Origin of the sequence: Halovenus aranensis, assembly GCF_900100385.1 — an archaeon.
Classification (GTDB): Archaea; Halobacteriota; Halobacteria; order Halobacteriales; family Haloarculaceae; genus Halovenus; species Halovenus aranensis.
The window spans coordinates 33744-56345 of sequence record NZ_FNFC01000002.1; the positions used below are offsets into that span (position 1 = coordinate 33744).

Genomic DNA, 22602 nt, shown 5'->3' on the forward strand with positions numbered 1-22602 from the left:
CGTAGCTGATTAGCTCTCCTAATCTGACCACACGCGGGACACGAATTAAACGAAGTTTTATATGTGTAGAGTCCTAACTAAACATTAGCGAAAGAGCTGGTAGAGGTATGTAACTTTCTCAACCGGCAACGAGAGCAACACAATGAGCGAATCACCACCCCGCACACGAACGGACGAACGAACGAGCGAAAAGACAAATGAGACCACGGAGACCAATGTCTGTCCGGAGTGTGGCGGCAGCCTCGTCAACGACACCGAGCACGGCGAGACGGTCTGTGAAGACTGTGGCCTCGTCGTCGAGGAAGACGAAATCGACCCCGGCCCGGAGTGGCGGGCGTTCGACTCACGCGAGCGTGACGAGAAATCCCGCGTCGGCGCGCCCACGACGAACATGATGCACGACAAGGGCCTGTCGACGAACATCGGCTGGCAGGACAAAGACGGGTACGGCAACGCACTATCGAGCCGACAGCGCGAGAAGATGCAACGGCTGCGCACCTGGAACGAGCGGTTCCGTACCCGTGACTCCAAGGAACGCAACCTCAAGCAGGCGCTTGGCGAAATCGACCGGATGGCCTCCGCGCTTGGCCTCCCCGAGAACGTCCGCGAGACCGCGAGTGTCATCTATCGCCGCGCGCTCGAAGACGACCTCCTTCCCGGTCGCTCCATCGAGGGCGTCGCCAGTGCGGCGCTGTATGCAGCCGCACGGCAGGCGGGTACCCCGCGCTCGCTCGACGAACTCGAACGCGTCTCCCGGGTCGACCGGATGGAACTCACCCGGACCTACCGCTACATCATCCGAGAACTGGAACTCGAAGTCAAGCCGGCCGACCCAGAGCATTACATCCCCCGGTTTGCCTCGGAGCTGGGCCTCTCGGAGGAAGCCGAACGCCGCGCCCGTGACCTCCTCGACCACGGCCGTGAGGAGGGACTCATCAGCGGCAAATCGCCGGTCGGGCTGGCAGCAGCAGCAATCTATGCCGCCTCGCTGTTGACGAACCAGAAACTGACACAGAACGAAGTCGGTAACGTAGCCGACGTCTCCGAAGTGACTATCCGAAACCGCTACCACGAACTGCTCGAAACACACTCCGAAACACCGGCCTGAACAGCCTCCCGTCCCCGAGTTTAGTTTCGTTAGCTGAGAACTGACACAAACCTTTTCACCGGTCCCTGTGTGTTACTGGTACGCATGGAAGAAGCGTACGTTCGGTTGCTCTGTCCTGAATGCAACAAGGAGTGGCAAGAACCGCCGGGCGAACTGCCTGAGAGTCAGCGCGTGCTACACTGTCCGAACTGTCACGCCAGTCGGCGCGTCTCGGAGTTTACGCGCACAGAACACGACCTCAGAACGCTCAAACAGTTCGGGTAGTTATCCCGAGGTCGACGAACGTGCCCCGCAGGCGGCACACTGCAGCAGTTCTGCCCCCTGCTCGTTCACGATGTCCGTATCGGGGAGCCCACACTCCGAGCAGAGGACGAACCGCTCGGAGTAGGCCTCCAGTGCGTTCTGGATGCGGCGCTCGCTAAATTCACCGGTGAACCGACCGCGACCGCTCTCGTCGATGTGTGCGCTCGTGCCCAGCTCGTCTTGCAAGAACTTCAGCAGGTGGTCTTCGTCGCGACCCAGGTCACGACAGACCTGCTGGAAGTTCTCGAACACCGTGGCGTGGCCCTCCTGTCGCACGTCGGGTTCGGGAACCGAGAACCGCTCCGAACTTCCCTCGATGTCAGGCGTCTCTTCAAGTCCCCTATCGAGCATATCGTCATAATCCATATACGCCGATTTCGGCCGGAGCCTAAAGTGTCTCGCGTTTTCCCGCTGTCGGCGAGGCTACTCAGCTGTGTCGGCTGCCGGCTCCGCTGGCACGCCGGCGACGGTCGTCTCTGGCGGCACGTCTTCGGTCACGAGCGAGTTTGCCGCGACACGTGCCCCCTCGCCGATTTCGACGCCGGGAAGGACGATAGCACCCGCCCCAATCATCGCCCGCTCACCGATGACGACGGGACCGGTCCGATACTCCTCGTGGAGAAACTCGTGACAGAGTATCGTCGCGTCGTAGCCGATGATTGCGTCGTCCTCGACAGTGACGAGGTCGGGCCAGAACACGTCGGGTGTCGATTCGAGTCCCCACGCGACGCCACTTCCGACGGTCATTCCCAGTCGACGAAACAGCACCCGCTTGAGCCAGAGGCTCGGGCAGAGCCGACAGAACAGAATGACAACGTAATTAACTACGACTCGGAGCGGACTCCGCGCCCGGTACCAGCGGTGAAGCGAGTTGTGTGCTCCGGGCCGTCGATGGCGTGTGACGCGGTCGTGTCGGCGCTCCGGCTCGGTCCCCTCACCGTCTGTCTCGTCGCTGTCCATCACGCCCTGATTGTCGTGCCGTCGTCTTGAAACTGTCTGGTCGGCCCGACTACTCGCCGCGCAGGTCCTCGACGTGGTCGATGCGCTGCTCGACGAGGTCGGGCTTGCCGATATCGTGACGCATCCGCAGTCCGTCTTCGCCTGCGGCCGCGAGGGCATCCTCGGCAATCTCCTCGGCAGCCGATATCGTGTCGGCAACTCCGACGACGGCAAACGAGCGCGACGTAGTGGTGTAGATGCCGTCCTCGCGCTCGTCGACTGAGGCATAGAACAAGAGTGCGTCGCCGGCGCTTTCCTCGTCGATAGCGACCTTGGCGCCGGCCTCTGGCTCTACCGGATACCCTTCAGGGACCGCGTACTTACAGACAGTTGCCTGGCGCTCGAAGGTAAGCTGGGGCAGAGAGTCGCCCTCACGGGCCGCGACCAGCACGTCGAGCAGGTCGCCCCCGAGTACGGGGAGGGTGTTCATCGCTTCAGGGTCGCCAAACCGGGCGTTGAACTCGACGACTTTCACGCCCTCGGCGGTCAGCATGAACTGGCCGTAGAGGACGCCCTTGTAGCCATCCAGCGCGTCGACGACGGCCTGGAGGATGTCGACGGCTTCCATGTAGTCGTCTTCGTCCATGAACGGCAGTTCGAGGGCTGCGTCACTGTACGAACCCATGCCGCCGGTGTTCGGCCCCTCGTCGCCCTCGTAGGCACGCTTGTGGTCTTGGACTGCAGGGGCGACGCGCAGGTCGCCGTTGGCCACGAAGGCCTGGACGGTGAACTCTTCGCCGACGAGGCGCTCTTCGAGAACGAGTCTATCGTATCCCGACTCGCGGATGTACTCTTTTGCCTCCTCGGGGGTCACCTGGTCGCCGATTACCTTCACGCCCTTGCCGCCGGTCAGCCCGGCCGGCTTGACCGCGAGGTCGCCGTCGAACTCGTCGACGAATTCGCAGGCGGCCTCGGTGTCCTCGAAGGTCTCGAAAGTCGGCAGCCCGGGGATATCGTGCTGGTCCATGAACCGCCGCTGGAAGGCCTTGTCCGTCTCGATGCGGGCCTCGGCCTCCTGGGGACCGAAGGCGTAGACGCCCGCCTCGTCGAGCGCGTCGGCGACGCCGGCCGCAAGCGGTCCCTCCGGCCCGATGACCGAAAGCGTCGCGCCGATTTCGTCGGCGTACGAGCGAACCGCCGTCGGGTTGGCGGTATCGAGCGTCTCGAATCCGTCGACCAGCCGTGCGATACCCGGGTTCCGGTTGCCTGCACAGGCGTACAGGTCGGCCTCGGTGTCGGCGAGGCTCCGCGCGAGCGCGTGTTCGCGGCCGCCACCGCCGATGAGCAGCACTGTCTCGTCCATACCGGAACCACCGCCCGTACCGGGTGTAAATGTTGCGCTCCCTGTCAGCCGTCAGACGGGTCACGGCAGTGTGCGGGACGCCCGCAGTTCGGAAAGCACCTCCTAGACGCCGCTAAACAGCGTGCTTCTATCAATCGTTGGCACCAGTTCTCGTTCGTGCTCTGACACCGGCATCAGTGTGGCGTCTCACGAGTACTCGTGGGTAGCCGACGAGTGAAGACAACCGTCTTGGAGCTATCGAGACCACTAGTCGCCGCCGAAGCCGGAGCGCTGCATTTCTCCCCATGACGTGTCACCACGGAAATACTCGTACAGCCCCCGCCACGCGATTAGTGTCTTCCACTGGCGGAACCCGAAGTTTTCGAGAATTCCCATGCCCAGTAGACGAATGACTTGTTTCGGTTGGTCGTATCGTCTGAAACTCCACACCTCACTGAGGATGCCAAACCAAGACAGGAACACGCCGACACCGACTGTAATCCCGAAGTACATGAGGACGAACGACACATCTGCTGCCCCGGTTGCGAACGCCAGTGGCACGACCACGTAGCCGAGCCCTTCGACGAGTGGTCCAAGCACTTCGGCGAGTAGAAACGCGGGATACCCGAACAGTCCAGGTGATCCGTACCGTCGCCGACCGACCATCTGTCGATGCCGAGCCATCGTATCGAGAAGCCCACGGTACCAGCGTCGTCGCTGTCGGCTGAACGCAGTTCGCGATTCGGGTACTTCTGTCCAGACGACGGGTTCCGGGACGAATTCGACGTTGTAATCGCGGTCTTGCTCTCGAAGGTAGCGATGCAACCGAAGGGTCAACTCGAAGTCTTCAGTAATGCTATCGGTTTCGTAGCCACCGACCTCGCGAACGAGATCCGTTCGGAAGACACCAAAGGCACCGGAAATCAACATCAATGCGTTCAATCGATCGAGTCCTAATCGCCCCGAATAGAAAGCCCGTAGATACTCCATCGTCTGGAGGCTAGCTAATGGATTACTCGGAAGGCCGACCGATTCGATGGTCCCATTCTCGATTGTACACCCGCTCGCGACGCGAATCGTCCCCCCTGTCGCTACGGTTTCCTCCGGCTGCTCCAAGAACGGTTCGACTGCCTGTAATAGTCCGTCTCTGTCGATAATCGAATCGGCGTCGACTGTACAGAACAGTGGCTGCTCGGCAAGCCAGATACCGGCATTTACTGCGTCAGCTCGCCCTCCGTTCTCTTTGTCGATGACTCTGAGGTTGGTCGCATCGACGGATTGATAGACGGTTTCGATCGGTTCGCTCGGGACATCGAACGGAACTGGAGCGTCGATCGGACGGAGATCAAACGCTGACCGGAGCTGAGAGAGGGTCCTGTCGTCTGAGCCATCGTTGACAACGACGATTTCGAGTTTTGGATAGTTGAGATTCAACAGCGATTGGACGCTCTCGACGATTACGGCCTCCTCGTTGTATGCGGGAACTACGACGGTGACGCCGGGAAAGAACGGCGAGGAAAACCGCTGGAAAATCGTTCCCGCGGCCTGTCTCTTCAGATCGCTGCGGAGTCCATACAATGCTGCGATATGCACCAGCAGATACACACCATTGACTAACAGGTAATACCACAGCACGACCCAGCCGACTAACAGTAGTATATCGCCCAGCGGTGTCACTGTGCGGCCTCCGTACTCGTATACGTCGAAGTAAAAACCCAGTCTCTGGCTGCCGAACTGGAAGTACTGAGCTCGCTTTCGGGGATCTGTTCGGCCCGCTCTCCGAGAGCGGTAATCGCGTCAATCGCCGCCCGCGGATCCGATTCGGTTCTGACAGCGTCGAGGAGTGCATTCGTTGACGCGTCATCCTCCCAGGTTCCGAGCATTCGATAGACTGCCCGTCGGACCTGCGGGGACTCGTCTGTTCGCACTTGGTTGATATCGACTGCAGATCGAACGTCATCGTGCCAGCCGTACCCGCTGAGCGATTGCGCTGCCGCGGCTCGGACGTTTGGAGACTCACTCAAGAAAAGAAAGCCAAGCCATCCAAGAGCTGTATCCGGCTTTGAGGGACCAGCTTCGCCGATCACCTGTAACACCTGAATGAGTCGCGATTCGTCCCACTCAGAGTACGAGCTCGTCGCGGCTGAAATCAGTGGCTCGGGTGAGAGCTTATTGAGTTGATAGAGTGTATCGACACCGAGAACAGACAGTGGCTTCGGCCCCTGCAGTAGTAACTCGGTCCCCGTTCGTGCTGCTTCCGGACGCTCCTGCTCGTAAAGCACTCGTGCTGCTGCTGCTCTCGTTTCTGGATAGTCGTCACTACTGCTCTGGAGCGTCTGTATTTTGATATCGATATCGAGGCGCGCAATCCAATGCAATGCCCAGAGGCGTTCAAAACGATCGCCGTCACGGAGTTTACGCCGGGCCATCTGGTCGATCCCAAGCGCATAGCCAAGTTGCTGCAGGGCCGCTCTATCCCGTCCTTGAATCCGCTGAAGGTATTCTTCGAGCAGTTCGGTGGCAACGCGTCGTTCAGATTCACTGAGACTGTTGACCCACTCTTCCCATTCTGGGTCTGTCATCTCCATTTGATCCAAAAGCGTCTGTCGAACACTTGGTCGGACCTCTGTGTCTCGTCGATCTCGACGCTTCAATATAACTGACTTTGAGATAGTGAGTATCGCAATGGTCGCAAGGAGAATCGTTATGATAGAGCCGAGGAGTATCAGAAAATCGGAAGACACGGCGGAGCTATTACTCATTCAAGGACTCTCTTAATTCGTGCGATGAGTTCATTCGCCGAGAACGGTTTTGTCATGTAGTCGGTAGCACCAGATTCGAGTGCGCGAACAATATCATCTTCTTTCCCACGTGATGTGAGCATAATAACAGCTACCTCATCGAAGCGCTCGTCGTCTTGCATTCTGTCGAGCACCCGGTACCCGTTCAATCCGGGCATCATGACGTCGAGAATCATCAAATCTGGGAGGTCATTTGAATTTGCCACAAGATAGCGCCAACATTCTTCACCATCACTCACGGCAGTGACTTCGTACCCTCCCTGTAATTTGAATTTAAGAAGCTCGCGCATCTCTTCGTCATCGTCAGCAATCAGGATAGAATGCATCTGTAGTGAGTACATAAGATAATTGTTCTATTAGGATATATGTTGGGGCAAATCTTAAATTGTCTAGTAGTTTCTTCACCGCTCAGGACACACGGGAACTGCCCACCGCCAACGAGACAGAATATGCCGATTCAGACGCGGTTCCGACCGACGACAGGTCGACGCGCTCACCTCTGAGTGTAGTCCAAAACGGCGCACAGTCGGTCAGTAAAGAGGTGTAGCCAGCAGAACGGTCGTGTACACCGGTCCCCTGGGAGACCTAAATTTGAATCGACTGCTGGAGCATTCGGTATTTCCCACGGTAGACGAGCAGATACGCACCCGGGAGAAAGACGAGAAAGACAATCAGCATTACTCGTATCTGCGAGAACGGGTCAGGTGGTGTCAGAACGGCGGCTAAGAGAAATGCACCGAGACTAGCACTGGCCCACGTCGCAAGAACTCGATCGACCCTCCTTGTCGTCTCACGTTTCTCAAGACCTACATTTCGGTACCGTTTGTAGAGATAGTATGGTAGTCCAATTGGTGTAAAGACCGACACCAATGCCCATGTGTAAGGCTGTTTACTCCCGCGAGTGCGAGCGTCCCGGATGACCCACAGACCGAGTGAGAACACCATCAATACATAATACAGTATCATCACCGTGCGTATGGCGTCGATTTCTCCGATCATAACTGGTCTTAGCTGTGATGATGGTTCCATCGTGTATAGAATTACTGGCCAGAAATCAGTTCACTGATTGATATGTACCGCTTCGCTTGTATAACTGTATGAACACCGGTCTATGTGACACGTTACTCGGCGGTCAATCCACTTGCGTAGTGAACGCTTATCTCAATAAATTGATCAGACTGGTTCTCTCTGTCTCTATTGTTCCTCTCACCAGTCTCAAAACTGACAACGGGGATGAGTAGGCAACAGCACATAGTCAGGGTCAACCGAGAAGGGAGGGTCAAGTCAGAAAGAACTGTACTTGCCCTGCTCTAGGGTCAACGCCGTTGTCTGTATCGTACGAACCGGCCGCCTCAGAGACAACCGCCTATCGATGACCGACTCGCGCATGCTATCTTGCAGACCAGAGCAAATAGTATCTTCCTCTGGACGTTTCCTCAGCGGTCAGGCGATAACACAACTGCCCACCGCCAACGAGACAGAATACGCCGATTCAGACGCGGTTCCGACCGACTACAGGTCGACGCGCGAGAACCGCGCGTACCCGACCGCAAGCGGGAGGACAATCCAACCGACCAGCAAGAGCACGGCGACCCAGGCATCAGCGACCCAGGGCGCACCAGCGCCGGTATACGCCGATGCGATATCGATGTCGAACAGCGCGGCGGTGACGCGCTCGAATGACTCCATCGGCGATGCCAACTGGACCAATACCGCCCACTCCGGCGGGTCACTGAGTGGTTCGCTGTCGAACCGCCAGAGCAAGAGGAGTATCGCGTCGATGAGGTTCTTCCAGAGGACACCGAGCGCGACGTACGCGCCGAAGGCTCCAGTCGTCACCCGACGGTTCGAGGTCGTACTCATCGACAGGCCGATTGCGATGCCCAGGAATGCAACGCCCAGTCCGACACTCAACAGCGCGAACAGCAGGTACTCGACGACCGGGAACGAGTCGAACAGCACTGCAATGACAACCGAGGCCCCGAGCAGGCCGACGAGGACGGGAATCGCCAGCACGGCCGACCGGCCGACTAGCTTGCCGAAGACCATCTCTCGGCGCGTGTGTGGCAACGAGAGCAACAACGCAATCGTCCCGGACTCGCGCTCGTCGACGATGGCCTTGTAGCCGAGGATGATACTCACCAGCGGGACGAACAGCACGAACCCGGCCGCGGTGAGTTCGATGAACTGGAGCAGTTCCGCGTCTTGGCCCTGACTGAGGTACGTGATAACCCCGAGGTAGCCGACAAAGAGAACCAGCAGTCCCCAGAGCGTCTTCGAGCGTGCTGCGTCGAGAAAGTCTTTGCGCGCAATCGCGGTCCAGCTCATAGGTCAGTCACCTCGAAGCGCCAGTAGCCCAGTGCCAGCGGAACCACGACCCACGTGAGAAACAGCGCCAGCGCGACCCACTCGCCCAGATACCAGGACGCGTCGGCACTGAGATAGGCGCCGGTCATATCCTCCTCGAAAAACGCCGCCACCAGCCGGTCGTAGAGCATCGTCGGCTCGATGCCGTAGACGAACAACAGCCAGTCCGGTGGCGTCCCGTTGATGACGCCCAGCCGTTCGAGGCCGATGTTGATACCCTGGCGGACGCCGTCCCAGACGAGGACGAACAGGAAATACGCGCCGAAGCCGGTCATCGTCGCCAGCCGCTTCGAGGTGGTGAACGTCGAGACTGCGAGCCCGATTCCGTAGAAAATGCCGCCAAAGGCCAGCGTCAGCAGGATGTACCCGGCGTAGCTGAGCGTCGAGGAGACCGTTATCGACCCGAACGGGTAGACGACGAGGGCCCCGGCGCCGACGAGTCCGACGACGACGCCGGCTAGCAGAAACAGACCGCGCCCGACCAGCTTGCCGAAAACGACCTCTCGGCGCTTGTTCGGAAGCGACAACAGGAGGTTCAGCTGTCCGCTCTCTCGCTCGCCAACGATAGAGTTGTAGCTGAGCAGGATGGCGAGCAACGGCAACAACAGGGTGATACTGCCGGTCATAAAGCCGGTAAATTCGCCTTTCGTCGGGTCTGCTTCGACGGTAATCGGGTAGATGTATCCGCCCAGCAGACAGACCGCGACGAAGAAATACAGCAGATACCGCACCAGCTTCGAGTCCCGCGACTGTGCGTAATCCTTCCGCGCTATCGCCTGCCATGTCATTACCGGCTCCCCCCGGTGTATTCGGCGAACATGTCTTCGAGCGACGCCTCCTCGGTCCGGAAGTTGTTCACCTCGACGCCGGCGTCGTTGAGTGCGACGACCACGTCGAGCTTGGCGTCGTTTGAACAGGTCACCTCGACCTGGGTGCCCTCCTGGCTGAGCCAGGCTTTCTCGACACCCTCCAGCGTCTCGATGTCGTCGAGCATCCCGTTTTGAACGCCCTCGACCTGTATCTGGAGCTTCGTGCCGCCGCCGACGGACTCTCTGAGTCCTTCGATGGTGTCGATAGCGGCCAACTCTCCCTGGTGGAGGATGCCGACGCGGTCACAGACGGCTTCGACCTGTTCGAGGATGTGACTGGAAAAAAAGACCGTTGCGCCGCGGTCTGCCTCCTGAAGGATGATGTTTCGCATCTCGCGTGCTCCGTTGGGGTCCAGTCCTGTCGTTGGCTCGTCAAGGACGATGAGGTCGGGGTCGCCGATGAGCGCCATCGCCAGGACGAGCCGCTGTGCCATCCCCTTCGAGAAGCCACCGGCCTGTCGGTCGGCCGCGTCCCGGAGGCCAACCCGGCCGAGTAGCTCCATTGGCTCTTCCGCGACGCCTTTCGAGTCCATCACGAATTCGAGGTGTTGGCGGGCGGTCAGGCGCTCGTAGACGTGGTACCCCTCCGGGAGGACGCCCATCCGCTCGCGGGCCTGCTTGCCCTCGGTCTGGCAGTCGTGGCCGAAGATACGAACGTGACCGTCGGTCGGCCGAACGAAATCCAGAAAGATGTTAATCATCGTCGACTTCCCGGCTCCGTTGGGACCGAGAAAGCCGAACACTTCCCCTTCCTCGACCGTGAAATCGACCCTATCGAGTGCGGTCACGGTCCCGTATCGCTTCGAAATATTCTCGACCTCAATCGCTGCCATGGTATCCAATCAGTTGACTACCATTATTTAAATCAGTACTGCTGTGTTTCCCCGTGTGCAACGGCTAGTGTCAAGGCGTGAGGACGACCTTTCCACTCGATTGCCGCGACTCGATATACTCGTGGGCGTCCTGAACGGCTGTGAGGTCGAACGCGCGGTCGAACTGAACCTCTAGACGACCGGATTCGAGCAGTTCGGTCAACTCAGGGACCGCTTCAAACACCCGCGTGGGCTGTCGCCGTGTCGCCCGTCCGAGGTGGTACCCCTGGATGGTCTGGTTGCCAAACAGGACTTCATCGGTGCGGAGTTGCCCGGGCTCGCCCGAGGCCGCCCCGTAGACGACCATCCGGCCGAACTCTTTGAGGGCATCGAGCGAACGGGCGCTGGTTTCGCCGCCGACGCCGTCGAGCACCAGGTCGACGCCGTGGTCGGTCTCGCTGTCGATTACCGCTGTGAAGTCTTCGTCCTCGTAGTTGATGGGGTGGTCACAGCCAAGACGCTCTGCCAGTGCCAGCTTCTCGTCTGTCGAGGCGGTGCCGAACACCTCTGCACCCGCCTCGCTGGCGAGCTGGACGGCAGCTGTCCCGACGCCACCCGCCGCCGCGTGAATCAGGACGCTCTCACCGGCTTCGAGGTCCCCCCAGCTGTGCAGACAGTTGTGGGCTGTCAGGAACTGGACCGGAAAACCGGCGGCCTCCTCGACTGACAGTCCTGTCGGGACGTCGAACAGACCGGCCGCGTCCGCGGTGACGTACTCCGCGTAACCGCCGTCGTCGACCATCGTCACAACCTCGTCACCCGGCTCGCGACCGACGCCCTCGCCGACCGCGTCGACAACGCCCGCGACTTCGAGACCCGGCGTGTACGGCGGGGTTGGCCCGCCCTGGTAGTGGCCGCGTCGCTGCATGATGTCGGCAAAGTTGATTCCAGCTGCCTTGACCTCGACACGGACTTCGCCGGCGTCGGGTTCGGGCTGTGCAACATCCTCGATATCGAGTACGTCACGACCTCCGTACTCTTTGACACGTATTGCGTGCATCTATCGTCCAGTGACGCTGCACGGGCAAAAGGCTGTGGTCAGCGGTTGATATTCCTGTTTCGTCGTTCGTATTTATATCTGACATACTCGGCTGGTAGTGTTCGCCGCTAGCAACGAGCCTATAACGGTCTTCGGACGTAATCCACCCAATGGTAGCGTTTCACTCTCACGAGCAACTCGTCAGCGCGGTCGCGGACGCGACCTTCGAGCGACCGCCAGCACTCGTCGCGAACGCACACATTACGGGGCTGAGTGTCGCCCGCGCGCTCTCGGCACACGAGGTTCCGGTCATCGCCGTCGACCGGACCGGTGACGGGGTCGCGCCACCCTCGACGCATGTCGACTTCGCGGGCGAGGTCACGTATCCACTCGACGACCGGCAGGCGTTCCGGGAAGACGTCGAAGCCATCGCCACGGCGGCGGGCACCGACCTCGTCGGATTCGGCTGTATGGACGAATGGGTCCACGCGCTTGTCGACACCGAGCCCGACGGCGTCAGACTCCCTTTTTCGGGCCGTGCGGTCATCGACGACGTGCTCGACAAGTCCTCGCTGTACGAGATTGCAGAACAGCTGGGCGTCCCCTACCCGGAGACGGTACCACTCACCCCGGAGACGGACGCGGCCGCGGTGACCGACAGGCTGGGGCTTCCGCTCGTCGTCAAGCCAGCACTCAAACGCGAGTTCGAGGAGGCCGTCGGCACCAACGTCATCGAAGTCGAAAGCGAGGACGACCTCCGAGACGTGGTTGACCTCGCTGCCGAACAAGACATCGAGATTATGGCACAGCGCCGTATCGATACGGTCCGTGGACGCGACCACTCGCTGGCCTCCTACCGGGGACCCGACGGCGAGACCCTCTCGCTGGTCGGGAACGCACGCGTCCGGAACCCTCTCGATTTCGGGACCTCCTGTCTCGTCGAACGGAGTTCGGAGCCGGTCATCGAGGAGCGAGCACTGGCGGTCCTCGACGAAGCTGGCTATCACGGCATCAGTGAGGCAGAGTTCGTCTACTGTCCGGACCGCGAGGAATATCTCCTCTTGGATGTCAACACGCGCCCCTGGAAGTGGATTGGCCTGCCTGTCGCGGCAGGGGCAAACCTCCCGTATGCCGCGTACGCTGACGCGACTGACGGCACGTACGAGCACGAGGGTGTCGAAGACGCCCGCTGGGTGTACCTGCCGGACTATCTCGATTTGCTGGCGACGGCCGACGGGTTTCGTGACCGTCTTGGACGTGGTGACTGGACTGCCCTGGTCGACGGGAGCTTCGAGGATACTGGCGAGTTGACGACCGCTGTCTACCGCCCCGCCGACCCCGGGCCTGCCTACCGGGCGCTCCGGACGGCAGTCGGCGGAGAAGAGTACTACTGCGCCTGCTGAGCAAAAATTTCCGGCAGGTGGCTCATTCATCCGTCTGGCGACCGAATCCAACCTGTGAGCGAGCGCCTTCACCTCAACCTTTTCACGATGAGTTCGGTCGAACACGTCACCGTCGGCTCTTGGCGGTATCCGGGCGACCAATCTCAGCGGTACCGGGACAGAGAGTACTGGACAGAGGTGGCACGGACCGCAGAGCGAGGCGGGTTCGACGCCGTCTTTTTCGCCGATGTCCGTGGCATCTACGACGTGTACGGCGACTCCGCCGACCCGGCACTCGAACGAGCCGTCCAGACGCCGTCGAACGACCCAGCCTACGTCGTCCCCGCGATGGCGGAGGTCACCGACGACCTCGGCTTTGCGGTGACGAAATCGACCTCCTACAACCACCCCTACCAGCTTGCCCGGGAGTTCTCGACGCTCGACCACCTGACTGACGGGCGGGTCGCGTTCAACATCGTCACCTCCTACCTAGAGTCCGCGGCGGCGAACCTCGGACTGGAGGAGCGCATCGACCACGACGAGCGCTACGACAGGGCCGAGGAGTTCATGGAGGTCTGTTACGCGCTGTGGGAGGATTCCTGGGCGGACGGTGCCGTCGAGCGTGACGCCACAGCGGGCCGCTTTACGGACCCGGCGAAAGTACAACAAATCGGCCACGAGGGGACGTACTTCGACGTACCCGGGCCACACGGCTGTGAGCCGTCGCCACAGCGGACGCCGGTGTTGTATCAGGCTGGCTCCTCGGACCGTGGTCGTGAGTTCGCCGCGAAACACGCAGAGGCGGTCTTTCTCAGCCAGCCCTCCGAGTCCGCTATCACGGACTATATCACTGACCTCGAATCTCGCCTCGCCGACCACGGCCGAGACCCCGACTCTGTCGCCTTCTTCCCCGGACTGGTTCCGATTGTCGGCGAGACGGAAGAACTCGCCGCCGAAAAGTACGAGAGTTACGTCGACGCCATCGACACCGAGGGCGTGTTGACACTGCTGTCGGGCTTTGTCGATATGGACCTCTCGACGCTCGACCCGGACCAGCGAATCGAGCACATCGAGACCGAGGCCATCCAGGGCGTCGTGAACGCCTTCACCACGAACGACGACCGCGAGTGGACGGTCCGCGAGGTCGCGGAGTTTGCCGGGCTGGGGACGACCTCACCGGTCGTGGTCGGGACTCCCGAGGAGGTCGCCGACACTATCGAAAGCTGGTACCGGGACCTCGGCGTCGACGGCGTCAACGTCAAAGAAGTGGTCCGACCGGGGACGCTCGAAGACTTCGTCGACCTTGTGGTCCCCGAACTGCGTGAGCGCGGTGTTCTCGAACCTCTGACCGGGGAAACGCTTCGAGAGCGCACCTGCGGACAGCGCGGTCTTCCTGCCGGACATCCCGGACACAACGACGAGAGATAGGTCGGTTCGGTCTCAGACGAGGACGCGTTCGAGGTCGACGACAGTCCCCGACGCCGCCGCGGGGTCACCGACCAGCCGACCGAGACAGACCGCCGCATCGTCGGGCGTGTAACAGGCCACGAGGTCGCCCTCAGTCGGTGGCGTCTCCGCCCTCTTTGCTGGCTCCGTCCCGATGACACCCGGCGCGTACACCGGCGCACCCTCGGCAACTTCGCGGGCCGCGCTCGGCGCAATCGTCACTCGTCCGAGCGGCGCGAGCGCACGCTCTGCGGGGGCGACTATCTCTCGAAGGGGCCCATCGTCGCCGTCTTCGGTCCAGAAGGCGAGCGCGTCGGTGAGGTCTTCCATCGTGACGAGGCCCGTGTCGTCGAACGTCCCGGTCGCCGACCGTCGCAAATCGCCCATGTGTGCCCCGGTCCCGAGCGCCAGTCCGATATCGTGACAGAGCTTCCGAATGTACGTCCCCGCCTCACACCGAACTCGAACGAGGAGTCGGCGGTCGCCGCGGTCCAGCACGGAAATCTCGTCGACGTGACGAACCCGAAGCTGGCGTTTGACCGCGCTCTTGCGCGGGGGCTTCTGGTAGAGGTTGCCTTCGAAGGCAGACAGCGTCGCCTCGAAATCCGAGGGAAGCGGGCCGTGGCATTCGAGGACGGCGATGTACTCCTTCTGGCTGTCGTCGAAGACCTGTGCGAGTCGGGTCGCCCGGCCGAGCAACAGCGGCAGCGAGCCCGTCACCTTCGGGTCGAGCGTTCCGGCGTGTGCCACTCGGTCGACCGTTCTGTCGGTGTCGGCAAGCGCGTCGGCCACGAGGTCGCGCGTCCAGTCTGCCACCTCGTGAGAGGAGGGGCCAGGCGGCTTATCGAGGTTGACGACCCCGAAGGAGAGTAACTCGGCCGGCGACCGGTCAGCGGGTGGGGGACGAAGCGACATCGTCACTCGAAGTCGTAGCGAATCCCCGTCACGGGCGTCTTGCCTTCGTCGCTTGCAGGGTTATATGACTCGACGGCCGACTGTGCGAGAGTCAGGACGCCGTCGGGACCCCAGCGGGCGGTGTCGATGACGAGGTCGTAAATCGTAAGATCTCTGATATCGATGCCGTAGTACTCCTGATAGCGCATCGACTCGCTCTCGGTTCGGGCCTCTGTCTCCTCGCGTGCGGTTTCGACGGCCTTGTCCTCTCGGTCCGCGATGCGCTCGGCGCGAACGTCGAGCGGCGCGTCGAGCCAGAGTTTGAGGTCGGCGTGGTCGCCGGCCATCCAGCCCGCGAGCCGAGATTCGAGCACGAGGTCGTCCGCCTGGCTGGCGGTCGTTCGCAGCCGCCTGTCGAGGTCTCGGTCAATCTGGTCGTCGTCTTCGGCGAGCCGGTTCAACTCCAGGGGCGACAGGTCGCGCTCGGCGGCGAGGTCACGGAAGATGTCACCGCCAGAGATGTGCTCGCAGCCGAGCGCGTCGGCGAGAGCTGCCGCGAGTGTGCTCTTGCCACTGCCGGCCTGTCCGGAAACGGTAATCAACATACGTAATCTCACACAGTCTACCTAAAAGAGGTTGCGAGTTCCGACCACCTACTGCCCGTCGCCGGGTGCCTCAGACGGTGGTTACGCTGCGGTCTCGGTGACTTCACTGGTGACAAGCAGGACAGCCGCCAACGCGCCGATAACGACAACGCCGACCGGAATCGGCGTACCGACGATATCCCGTTGTTGAAAGTACAGATAGCTGGAGCCTGCAAGCGCGAGCGTGGCGGCCCCGAGCAGCGACCCCATCAGCCGCACCTCGCTGACAGGGAGACGGGCGATTGTCGTTTCGGTCCTGAAATACAGAGCCAGACTCAACGCCACCGCAAGCGCGAACGCGACGGCGGCGACAGTCCAGAGGAGACTCGCGTGTGAGAGCGTCCCCTCGTAGAACCGCGTCGCCGTCGGCGGCGAGGTGATATAGAGGCCGCCGAACAGGTTGACACCCGCGTACTGGGCTTCGAGGAACTCGGCGAAGTTCCCAACCTGGATGTTCCCGGCTGTGACTGCCTTTTCCCGAAGCTGTAACTCGAAAAGCGCAAACCGAAGGACGAACATCGTCCCCTCCGCTGCCGGTGCCTCCTGTACAGTCGCGCTCGTGTGGTAGGTCACGTTCCAGGGAATGAAAAGCGAAACCCAAGCCGCGAGCACTGCCAGTTCACTGGTGTACCGTGAACGTACCCACATGTCCGTGCAGTGGTCTGTCACAGGACCAACTTAAACGTGTCCGTCTTCGGGCACCCACACGAGGATATGTCACAACGTCACGAAACACCGTGGTTTTTATATAATGATACGTAATTGCCATCATCGAATGAGGAATTCCTTGGTTCCCGTTGCCGTTGCCCTCCTCTGTGTTGTCGGCATTGGTCTCGGCGCGGCGGCGATTACGGACAGCCTCGATGGCGGCGGCAGTGGCTCCGGTTCACCGACCTCCGGTGGCCAGGCCACCGGCGATAGCAACGCGAGCGTCGACGACTCCGGTCCAGGAGGTGGTGGGGTCCCTACCGGGCAGGCCCTCGAAGAGGACGACGAATGTGCCGCGGGGTACGACCAGAGCGACCTCACGGTCATCGTCGTATTGCTTGCTCTCACACTCTCTGTGCTCGGAGCCATTCACAACCGAGAGCTCATGGCGGGTGTAGTCACGTTCCCGCTGATATTCCTGCCGGGAATGGCCATCGTCATCGCGGTGACTGCGCTGCTCAGTTGTCCGCCCCCTGGCGGCGCAGCCGCGCAGGCCGCCGGCAATGTGTCGACCGACGCTGTGACAGAGGCTGTGAGCAGTTCGGGCGGTGAGTCGGATACGCCGGTCGAGCGGTTCCGCCTGGGTATCATCTTCGTCGCGGCTCTTGGCGCGCTTGGCCTGCTCGGTCTGTACCTGCGTGGCAGGAAGCGCCGCAAAGAGGACGAGCAGACCCTCGACGAGCCAGAGGTCACCGACGAGGTTATCTCCGCCGCTGGCGACGCTGCCGACGAAATCACACAGGTGTCCGACAGCGAGAACGCCGTCTACCGCGCCTGGGCGCGGATGGCCGAACCGCTCGATGTCGAACACCCGGAGGCGAGCACTCCCGGTGAGTTCGCCGACGCAGCGCTTGCCGCCGGCCTCGATACTGAGGACGTCGACGAGCTTACCGAACTGTTCGAACAGGTTCGATACGGCACGACGCCGATTACCGAGGAGCACGAACAGCGTGCCAAGGCCACCCTTCGGCGAATCGAGCGAAGTGGCGAGTCGGCTCTCGAAAGCGGAGGTGACCGCCAGTGAGACCGAGACGGACCCTCGTCGGTATCGGTCTGTTCGTGTGTGCGGTGGCAGTCATGTTCGCTCCGCAATTTGGCATCGACTTGCCGATTGCGAGACAGCTGACTGTCATTCTCGGCGCTGCCGTTGTCGGCGCTGGCGCCCTGTACATCAGGGGTGAGTCACGGACAGCGGCGGATATCCCTGCGACTGAGGGGCCTGCCAGCCTGCCGACGCCGGGCGACGAGGTCGAAGACCAACTGGCGACGCTCTCCCGGCGGCCGTTCCGTCCCGAAGAAAAGCGCAGGTGGAAAGAGACACACGACGACCTCCGAGACCGTCTGCGTCCGCTGGCGCTGGCGACGTTGACCGAGCGGTACAATCTGACCGAGGCCGAGGCGAACGACCTGCTCGAATCCGGAGCCTGGTCCGAGAACGACCGCGCAGTCGCCTTCTTTACCGACGATGACGGCAACGACGCGCCGTCGCTGGTTCCCTGGCGCGACGGGGGTGCGACCGCCGGCGAGCAGGCCAGCCACGTCATCGACGAGCTCGGCGCAATCGAGCGCGGCGACCAACTGCTGCCCGAAGGCGCACTGTCTACCGGGGTCGACGAGACCGAGCAACAGGAGAGAGGTGAGTCTGCATGAGTGTCACTCAGGAACGCGAGGAGCGTGAGACGACGCCGGAACCAACTGACGACGAACGCGACGACACGACGAGCGAGCAGGCCTACACTCGCCTTCTCGACACCTACACTCCCGATTACTGGGACGTCGTCGGCGGGGGAGCCATGGTCGCCGCGGGACTCGGAATTATATTCCAGACGGAGGCGTTGCTGCTCGCTCCCGTGGTCGCAATCGGCGTCTTGGCGGCCCGCAGCCTCTCCTCACCACCGAGACCGGACTTCGGAGTCAGCCGGTCGCTCACGCCTGAGTCACCCGACGCTGGCGAGACCGTGACGGTCGAAACGACGATACGGAACCGCGGAGACAGGGTGTTGCCTGACTGTCGCTTCATCGACCTCGTGCCAGAGGAGCTTCGGGTCACCTCGGGGGCGCCACGACTCGCAACCAGACTGGAACCAGGCGAGACGTGTACAATCGAGTACGAAATCGAAGCAGAGAGCGGCAACCACCGCTTCGAAGGTGTCCAAGCGATAGTGAGCGACCGGATGGCCGCACGCGAACGCCAGTACGAACTGACGGCACCGAGCCAACTGCAGTGTCGATACGACCCCGACACGCTCGAAATACCGGTCGTACGGCGTCTGACGACGCCGTATGCCGGCCGGTTGGCAACCGATGACTCCGGTGACGGCCTCGAATTCTACGCGGTCCGGGAGTATCGGCCGGGCGACTCCCTCCGGCGTATCGACTGGAATCAGTACGCATCGAGTCGGGAGCTTACGACCCTTCAGTTCCGCACACAGCGGTCGACTTCGATTGTGCTGTTTCTCGACTTGCGCCAGGAGGCCTACGTTCGAACCGACCAGTCTGAGAACCACGCTGTCGACCGGAGCATCGAGGCGGCGAGTCGCCTGCTCGTGACGTTACTCGAGGAGGACCACCGCGTCGGGCTCGCGACGCTCGGCCCAGATGTCTGGATACCGCCGAGCGATACGTCGACCCATCGGACCAGAGTGCTGGACGCGTTCTCGACAGAGCCAGCGTTCACGTCGAGCCCGCCCGAAAACGCATTCCCGGTCCGGTTGCGAGCGATACAACTCCTCCAGCGGCTGACCGAGCCGAGTCAGATACTCCTCTGTACGCCACTGGTCGACGACACGATTGAGGTACCGATTCAGCTCCTGGAGTCGGCGGGTCACGAAGTGACTGTCATCTCGCCGGACCCGACACGGATGGACAGCCGCGGCGGTGTCGTCGCGACACTCGACCGCCAACAGCGAATCGGCCGCATCCACGGCTACGGCGTCCCGGTCATCGACTGGCCGTCAGATATATCACTCGACGTTGCTGTTGCGCGAACGATGAAGGGGTGGTCACAATGAGTGTGGACAGTGATTGGACGGCGTTTGAGTATCAGCCGCCGACGGCGGGAGCCGCTGCTGCGCTCGGCGGGTCGTTCGTGGCAGCCGTGGCACTTGCTTCGTTCCGGCTGTCGTTAGCAGTCGGTGTCACGGCCGGCGGCTTCCTGCTCGCGGCCGGGCTCTTCCGCGGAAGCCATCGTATCGTCACCGCCGGTGCCGGCGTGATGTTCGGTGCACTCTGTCTGCTTGTCGGCACGGACGGCGCGGTTGTACCCGCGCTGGTGGCGGCTGGCGGGATAGTCGTGGCATACGATGCGGGCCGGTATACCGTCCGCATCGGCTCACAAGTCGGCGCAGACGGTAGAGCGACGCGTGCCGTCGTCTCTCATGTCGGGCAAACGGCCGGCGTGACTGCCGCGAGTGGCGTTGTCGGTGCCGGCATCTACTACGTGTCGCCGACACAGCAGCCGGAGTCCGCCGTCGTCGTGTTGTTGGCTGCGGTCACGTTACTCATCTCGGGGCTCGTGCTCGCTGGCTCGGCCTCGCGGTCGGGGTAGCTACGCCTCCAGTTCGACCGTCGGTACCGGCACCTGGTCGAGTACGTCCCGGACGACACTGCGCTGTTCGACGCCTTCTATCGTTGCCTCGGGCTTGAGGACCAACCGGTGTGCCAGTACCGGCTCGACAACCTGCTTCATGTCGTCGGGGGTGACGAACTCCCGTCCCTGGATGACAGCGTGTGCGCGCGCCGACTCGAACAGCTTCTGTGTCCCGCGCGGTGAGACGCCGACCTCGACCTGTGGGTGATTCCGGGTCGCTCGTCCCACCCTGGCGACGTACTTCAGCACGTCCTCGTCGATGTGGACGGTCTCGGCGACCTGTCGCAGGGCTCTGACTGAATCCGGGTCGAGTATCGAATCGACACTCGGCGTCTGTACGTCACGCCCCGCCCGCCGCCGGAGCAGTTCGAACTCGCCCTCTTCTTCAGGGTACCCGACCGAGGATTTCACCTGGAAGCGGTCGACCTGTGCCTCGGGAAGCTCGAAGGTCCCCTCCTGCTCGACAGGGTTCTGGGTGGCGATGACGAAGAAGGGCTCGGGTAGGTCGTGTGTGTCGCCGTCGACGGTCACCTGTCGCTCTTGCATCGCTTCGAGCAGGGCGGCCTGAGTCTTTGGCGGTGCGCGATTGATTTCGTCAGCGAGAACGACGTTGGCGAAAATCGGTCCCTCGGAGAACTCGAAACTACGGTCGCGTTCGTTGAATACGTGGGTGCCAGTCACGTCCGACGGGAGGAGGTCGGGGGTGAACTGGATGCGCGAGAATTCGAGTCCGAGCGCCGTCGCCAGCGAACTCGCGGTCAGTGTCTTCCCGGTGCCGGGAACGTCTTCGAGCAGGACGTGCCCCCGAGAGAGGACGCCGATCATGACTGTCTCCATGAACTCCCGTTCGCCGATGACTGCGCCGAGTATTTCGTCGATAACCGACTGGGTCGTCTCACTTGCTTCGGTAACGTCCATACCGCAAAAACAGGTCCCGTCCCCTTACAACTATCTCTCTGTTACACCCCCTCACGGTACCGGTTCCGAGTCGGTACAGCCGTGCCACACAGCGGTGTTGTACAGGCAGTCAAGGCGACTGCCCCGGGGTTGAAGCCGACAACACCCAACCTTTATTACGATTGAGTATGAATAAATAATAATGATTTCGATGGAGTGCTACCCAAAACTCAGAGAACGCGGGCAAGTAACAATCCCAGAAGAAGTCCGAGACGGGCTTAATCTGGAAGAAGGCGACCAGTTGAAACTCACTGTCGAAAAACTCGACTAACACCGATGAAACACACGCTTCGCTTCCGCGCGTACCTGCCCGACGACGTGGCAAGCGAAGCGTGGCACCAAATCGACATTCTCCGGCAGATTCGTAATCACGCTGTCCGAGACTAGTATAACTCAGACTACAACGATAGACCATCTGACTACGACCAACACAACAAACTCAAAGACTGGACAGACCAGTGGCCGACCTTTGCCGACCCGTCACAACACGCCGCACAACAGGCCATTACTCAGATTCACAGCGACCTAGAGACGCTGCAAGAACACCGAAACGAAGGCTACGATGTTGGGCGGTTGCAGCGGCAAGGCAACGGCGAATTTCGGTCGGTGTCGTACAATCAGTCTAGTCGCTTCAACGTGGGTATCAATCCGCTGCGGGGCCAGTCCCGCCGGCGTACTCGCGGGCGGCGTCGACTAGGTGTTTCCGGTACTCGCTCTCGTCAGGGTCGGCGGCAAGCGACCTGAACAGCTCTCTGAAGTGCTCGAAGTCGACCTCGGGCGCGTCTGCGGCGGCCGCGTGGGCGAGGTCATAGAGCCGGTGGTCGTCGCCGACGAGGTTGTGTCGCTCGACGAGCCCAAGAGCGAAGGCCGCGTTGACGGCCGTGATTTCGGGGTCTGCGCCCGCGGTGAGCAGGTCCCACGCCTGCGGACCGTCTGGCCGGTCGGCCACGGAGTTGGCGAGACTGGCCTCGAGGAAATCGACCAGCTTGTCGGCCGGGGCCACATCGAGCCAGAGGTCGTCGGCGTAGATATCTTTCATGTGATTGGCAATCTGGTAGCAGTGGGTCAGCTTGCGCTTCTCGACAGTCCGGCCGGTCAAGGCGAGATAGATGGCTTCCTCTGTCGACTGTGTGTGTGATGGGTGTGCCTGCTCGTGGTGGTGCATGTGCGCGAACTCGTGGAGTGCCAGCTCTCGGGCCATCGCGCTCGTTGCGGCCTGGCGTGAAATCGTCAGGCGGTGTCCCTCCGCGGAGTGGCTAACGCGGGTTCGCTCGTCGGGGTCTTCGACGACGGTCACGGTGACGGGTCGTTCGAGGGGCCACTCCGTTTCGACGAGTTCGCTGGCGGCGAGAAACGGTTCCGCAGGGCCTGGTCCCTCCTTTAGAACGTCCATACGCACACA

General features: G+C 61.5%; 24 protein-coding genes. 9 read left to right on the top strand and 15 right to left on the bottom strand.

Translation table 11 applies throughout. The features are described 5' to 3' along the window. Positions 1-142: 142 nt before the first annotated feature. The gene (locus BLR34_RS02040) at positions 143-1108 is read left to right on the top strand and encodes a transcription initiation factor IIB (RefSeq protein WP_092698925.1); all 966 of its coding nucleotides are present in this window, start codon (positions 143-145) and stop codon (positions 1106-1108) included. Between the two features lie 84 nt (positions 1109-1192). Then, on the top strand, positions 1193-1372 hold the full coding sequence (locus tag BLR34_RS02045) for a DUF7836 family putative zinc-binding protein (protein WP_092698927.1): 180 nt from the start codon (positions 1193-1195) through the stop codon (positions 1370-1372). Here the strand turns inward: BLR34_RS02045 and BLR34_RS02050 are convergent, their stop codons facing one another. The 10 genes from BLR34_RS02050 to BLR34_RS02100 form a co-directional block, all read right to left on the bottom strand. Then, on the bottom strand, positions 1373-1777 hold the full coding sequence (locus tag BLR34_RS02050) for a translation initiation factor IF-2 subunit beta (RefSeq protein WP_092698929.1): 405 nt from the start codon (positions 1775-1777) through the stop codon (positions 1373-1375). A gap of 57 nt (positions 1778-1834) precedes the next feature. Further along, positions 1835-2371: an acyltransferase gene (locus tag BLR34_RS02055; protein WP_092698931.1), complete on the bottom strand. Its 537-nt coding sequence runs from the start codon at positions 2369-2371 to the stop codon at positions 1835-1837. A 49-nt stretch (positions 2372-2420) separates the two neighbouring features. Then, positions 2421-3713 carry a phosphoribosylamine--glycine ligase gene (purD, locus tag BLR34_RS02060; RefSeq protein ID WP_092698932.1) on the bottom strand — a complete coding sequence of 431 codons (1293 nt, stop codon included), beginning with the start codon at positions 3711-3713 and terminating at the stop codon, positions 2421-2423. Positions 3714-3959: 246 nt separating this feature from the next. Further along, positions 3960-5285 carry a glycosyltransferase family 2 protein gene (locus BLR34_RS02065; protein ID WP_245683166.1) on the bottom strand — a complete coding sequence of 442 codons (1326 nt, stop codon included), beginning with the start codon at positions 5283-5285 and terminating at the stop codon, positions 3960-3962. A gap of 80 nt (positions 5286-5365) precedes the next feature. Beyond that, a complete protein-coding gene (locus BLR34_RS02070; RefSeq protein ID WP_176765205.1) occupies positions 5366-6274 on the bottom strand; it encodes a HEAT repeat domain-containing protein in 909 nt (302 codons plus the stop codon). 176 nt (positions 6275-6450) lie between these two features. Then, complete coding sequence (locus tag BLR34_RS02075; RefSeq protein ID WP_092699465.1) at positions 6451-6819, bottom strand: response regulator transcription factor; 369 nt, start codon at positions 6817-6819, stop codon at positions 6451-6453. A gap of 1186 nt (positions 6820-8005) precedes the next feature. Further along, positions 8006-8821: an ABC transporter permease subunit gene (locus BLR34_RS02085; protein WP_092698940.1), complete on the bottom strand. Its 816-nt coding sequence runs from the start codon at positions 8819-8821 to the stop codon at positions 8006-8008. Then, a complete protein-coding gene (locus tag BLR34_RS02090; RefSeq protein ID WP_092698942.1) occupies positions 8818-9648 on the bottom strand; it encodes an ABC transporter permease subunit in 831 nt (276 codons plus the stop codon). Before BLR34_RS02090 ends, BLR34_RS02085 begins: the two co-directional genes overlap by 4 nt. Beyond that, a complete protein-coding gene (locus tag BLR34_RS02095) occupies positions 9648-10562 on the bottom strand; it encodes an ABC transporter ATP-binding protein (protein WP_092698944.1) in 915 nt (304 codons plus the stop codon). Before BLR34_RS02095 ends, BLR34_RS02090 begins: the two co-directional genes overlap by 1 nt. Positions 10563-10632: 70 nt before the next feature. Beyond that, positions 10633-11601 (bottom strand): quinone oxidoreductase family protein, encoded by a 969-nt coding sequence (locus BLR34_RS02100; RefSeq protein WP_092698946.1) that lies wholly within the window; start codon positions 11599-11601, stop codon positions 10633-10635. Positions 11602-11750: 149 nt separating this feature from the next. Between BLR34_RS02100 and BLR34_RS02105 the strand changes: the two genes are divergently transcribed. Continuing rightward, positions 11751-12983, top strand: a complete 1233-nt coding sequence (locus tag BLR34_RS02105; RefSeq protein ID WP_092698948.1) for a carboxylate--amine ligase — start codon at positions 11751-11753, stop codon at positions 12981-12983. 54 nt (positions 12984-13037) lie between these two features. Then, on the top strand, positions 13038-14390 hold the full coding sequence (locus BLR34_RS02110; RefSeq protein WP_092698950.1) for an LLM class flavin-dependent oxidoreductase: 1353 nt from the start codon (positions 13038-13040) through the stop codon (positions 14388-14390). Positions 14391-14402: 12 nt separating this feature from the next. On the opposite strand, the gene BLR34_RS02115 is transcribed toward BLR34_RS02110, so the two are convergent. From BLR34_RS02115 to BLR34_RS02125, 3 genes are all read right to left on the bottom strand, one after another. Then, on the bottom strand, positions 14403-15323 hold the full coding sequence (locus BLR34_RS02115; protein WP_092698952.1) for an RNA-guided pseudouridylation complex pseudouridine synthase subunit Cbf5: 921 nt from the start codon (positions 15321-15323) through the stop codon (positions 14403-14405). 2 nt (positions 15324-15325) lie between these two features. Further along, positions 15326-15907, bottom strand: a complete 582-nt coding sequence (cmk, locus tag BLR34_RS02120) for a (d)CMP kinase (RefSeq protein ID WP_092698954.1) — start codon at positions 15905-15907, stop codon at positions 15326-15328. An 81-nt stretch (positions 15908-15988) separates the two neighbouring features. After that, the gene (locus BLR34_RS02125; protein WP_092698956.1) at positions 15989-16594 is read right to left on the bottom strand and encodes a DUF7549 family protein; all 606 of its coding nucleotides are present in this window, start codon (positions 16592-16594) and stop codon (positions 15989-15991) included. Positions 16595-16721: 127 nt separating this feature from the next. Between BLR34_RS02125 and BLR34_RS02130 the strand changes: the two genes are divergently transcribed. From BLR34_RS02130 to BLR34_RS02145, 4 genes are read left to right on the top strand one after another with little or no spacing between them, the layout of a single operon-like run. Beyond that, positions 16722-17678, top strand: coding sequence for a DUF4129 domain-containing protein (locus BLR34_RS02130; RefSeq protein WP_176765206.1), 957 nt, complete (start codon positions 16722-16724; stop codon positions 17676-17678). After that, complete coding sequence (locus tag BLR34_RS02135) at positions 17675-18304, top strand: DUF7269 family protein (RefSeq protein WP_092698960.1); 630 nt, start codon at positions 17675-17677, stop codon at positions 18302-18304. Before BLR34_RS02130 ends, BLR34_RS02135 begins: the two co-directional genes overlap by 4 nt. Then, positions 18301-19665, top strand: a complete 1365-nt coding sequence (locus BLR34_RS02140; RefSeq protein ID WP_092698962.1) for a DUF58 domain-containing protein — start codon at positions 18301-18303, stop codon at positions 19663-19665. Before BLR34_RS02135 ends, BLR34_RS02140 begins: the two co-directional genes overlap by 4 nt. Beyond that, entirely contained in the window at positions 19662-20201 is a 540-nt protein-coding gene (locus BLR34_RS02145) for a DUF7519 family protein (RefSeq protein ID WP_092698964.1), read from the top strand. Before BLR34_RS02140 ends, BLR34_RS02145 begins: the two co-directional genes overlap by 4 nt. Here the strand turns inward: BLR34_RS02145 and BLR34_RS02150 are convergent, their stop codons facing one another. Next, positions 20202-21161 carry an AAA family ATPase gene (locus tag BLR34_RS02150; RefSeq protein WP_092698966.1) on the bottom strand — a complete coding sequence of 320 codons (960 nt, stop codon included), beginning with the start codon at positions 21159-21161 and terminating at the stop codon, positions 20202-20204. It abuts the gene before it with no gap. A gap of 181 nt (positions 21162-21342) precedes the next feature. Here BLR34_RS02150 and BLR34_RS02155 point away from each other — a divergent pair, with 181 nt between their 5' ends. After that, positions 21343-21471 carry an AbrB/MazE/SpoVT family DNA-binding domain-containing protein gene (locus BLR34_RS02155; RefSeq protein WP_092698968.1) on the top strand — a complete coding sequence of 43 codons (129 nt, stop codon included), beginning with the start codon at positions 21343-21345 and terminating at the stop codon, positions 21469-21471. A gap of 372 nt (positions 21472-21843) precedes the next feature. Here the strand turns inward: BLR34_RS02155 and BLR34_RS02165 are convergent, their stop codons facing one another. Continuing rightward, a complete protein-coding gene (locus BLR34_RS02165; protein ID WP_092698970.1) occupies positions 21844-22593 on the bottom strand; it encodes a DUF5781 family protein in 750 nt (249 codons plus the stop codon). Between the last annotated feature and the right edge of the window lie 9 nt (positions 22594-22602).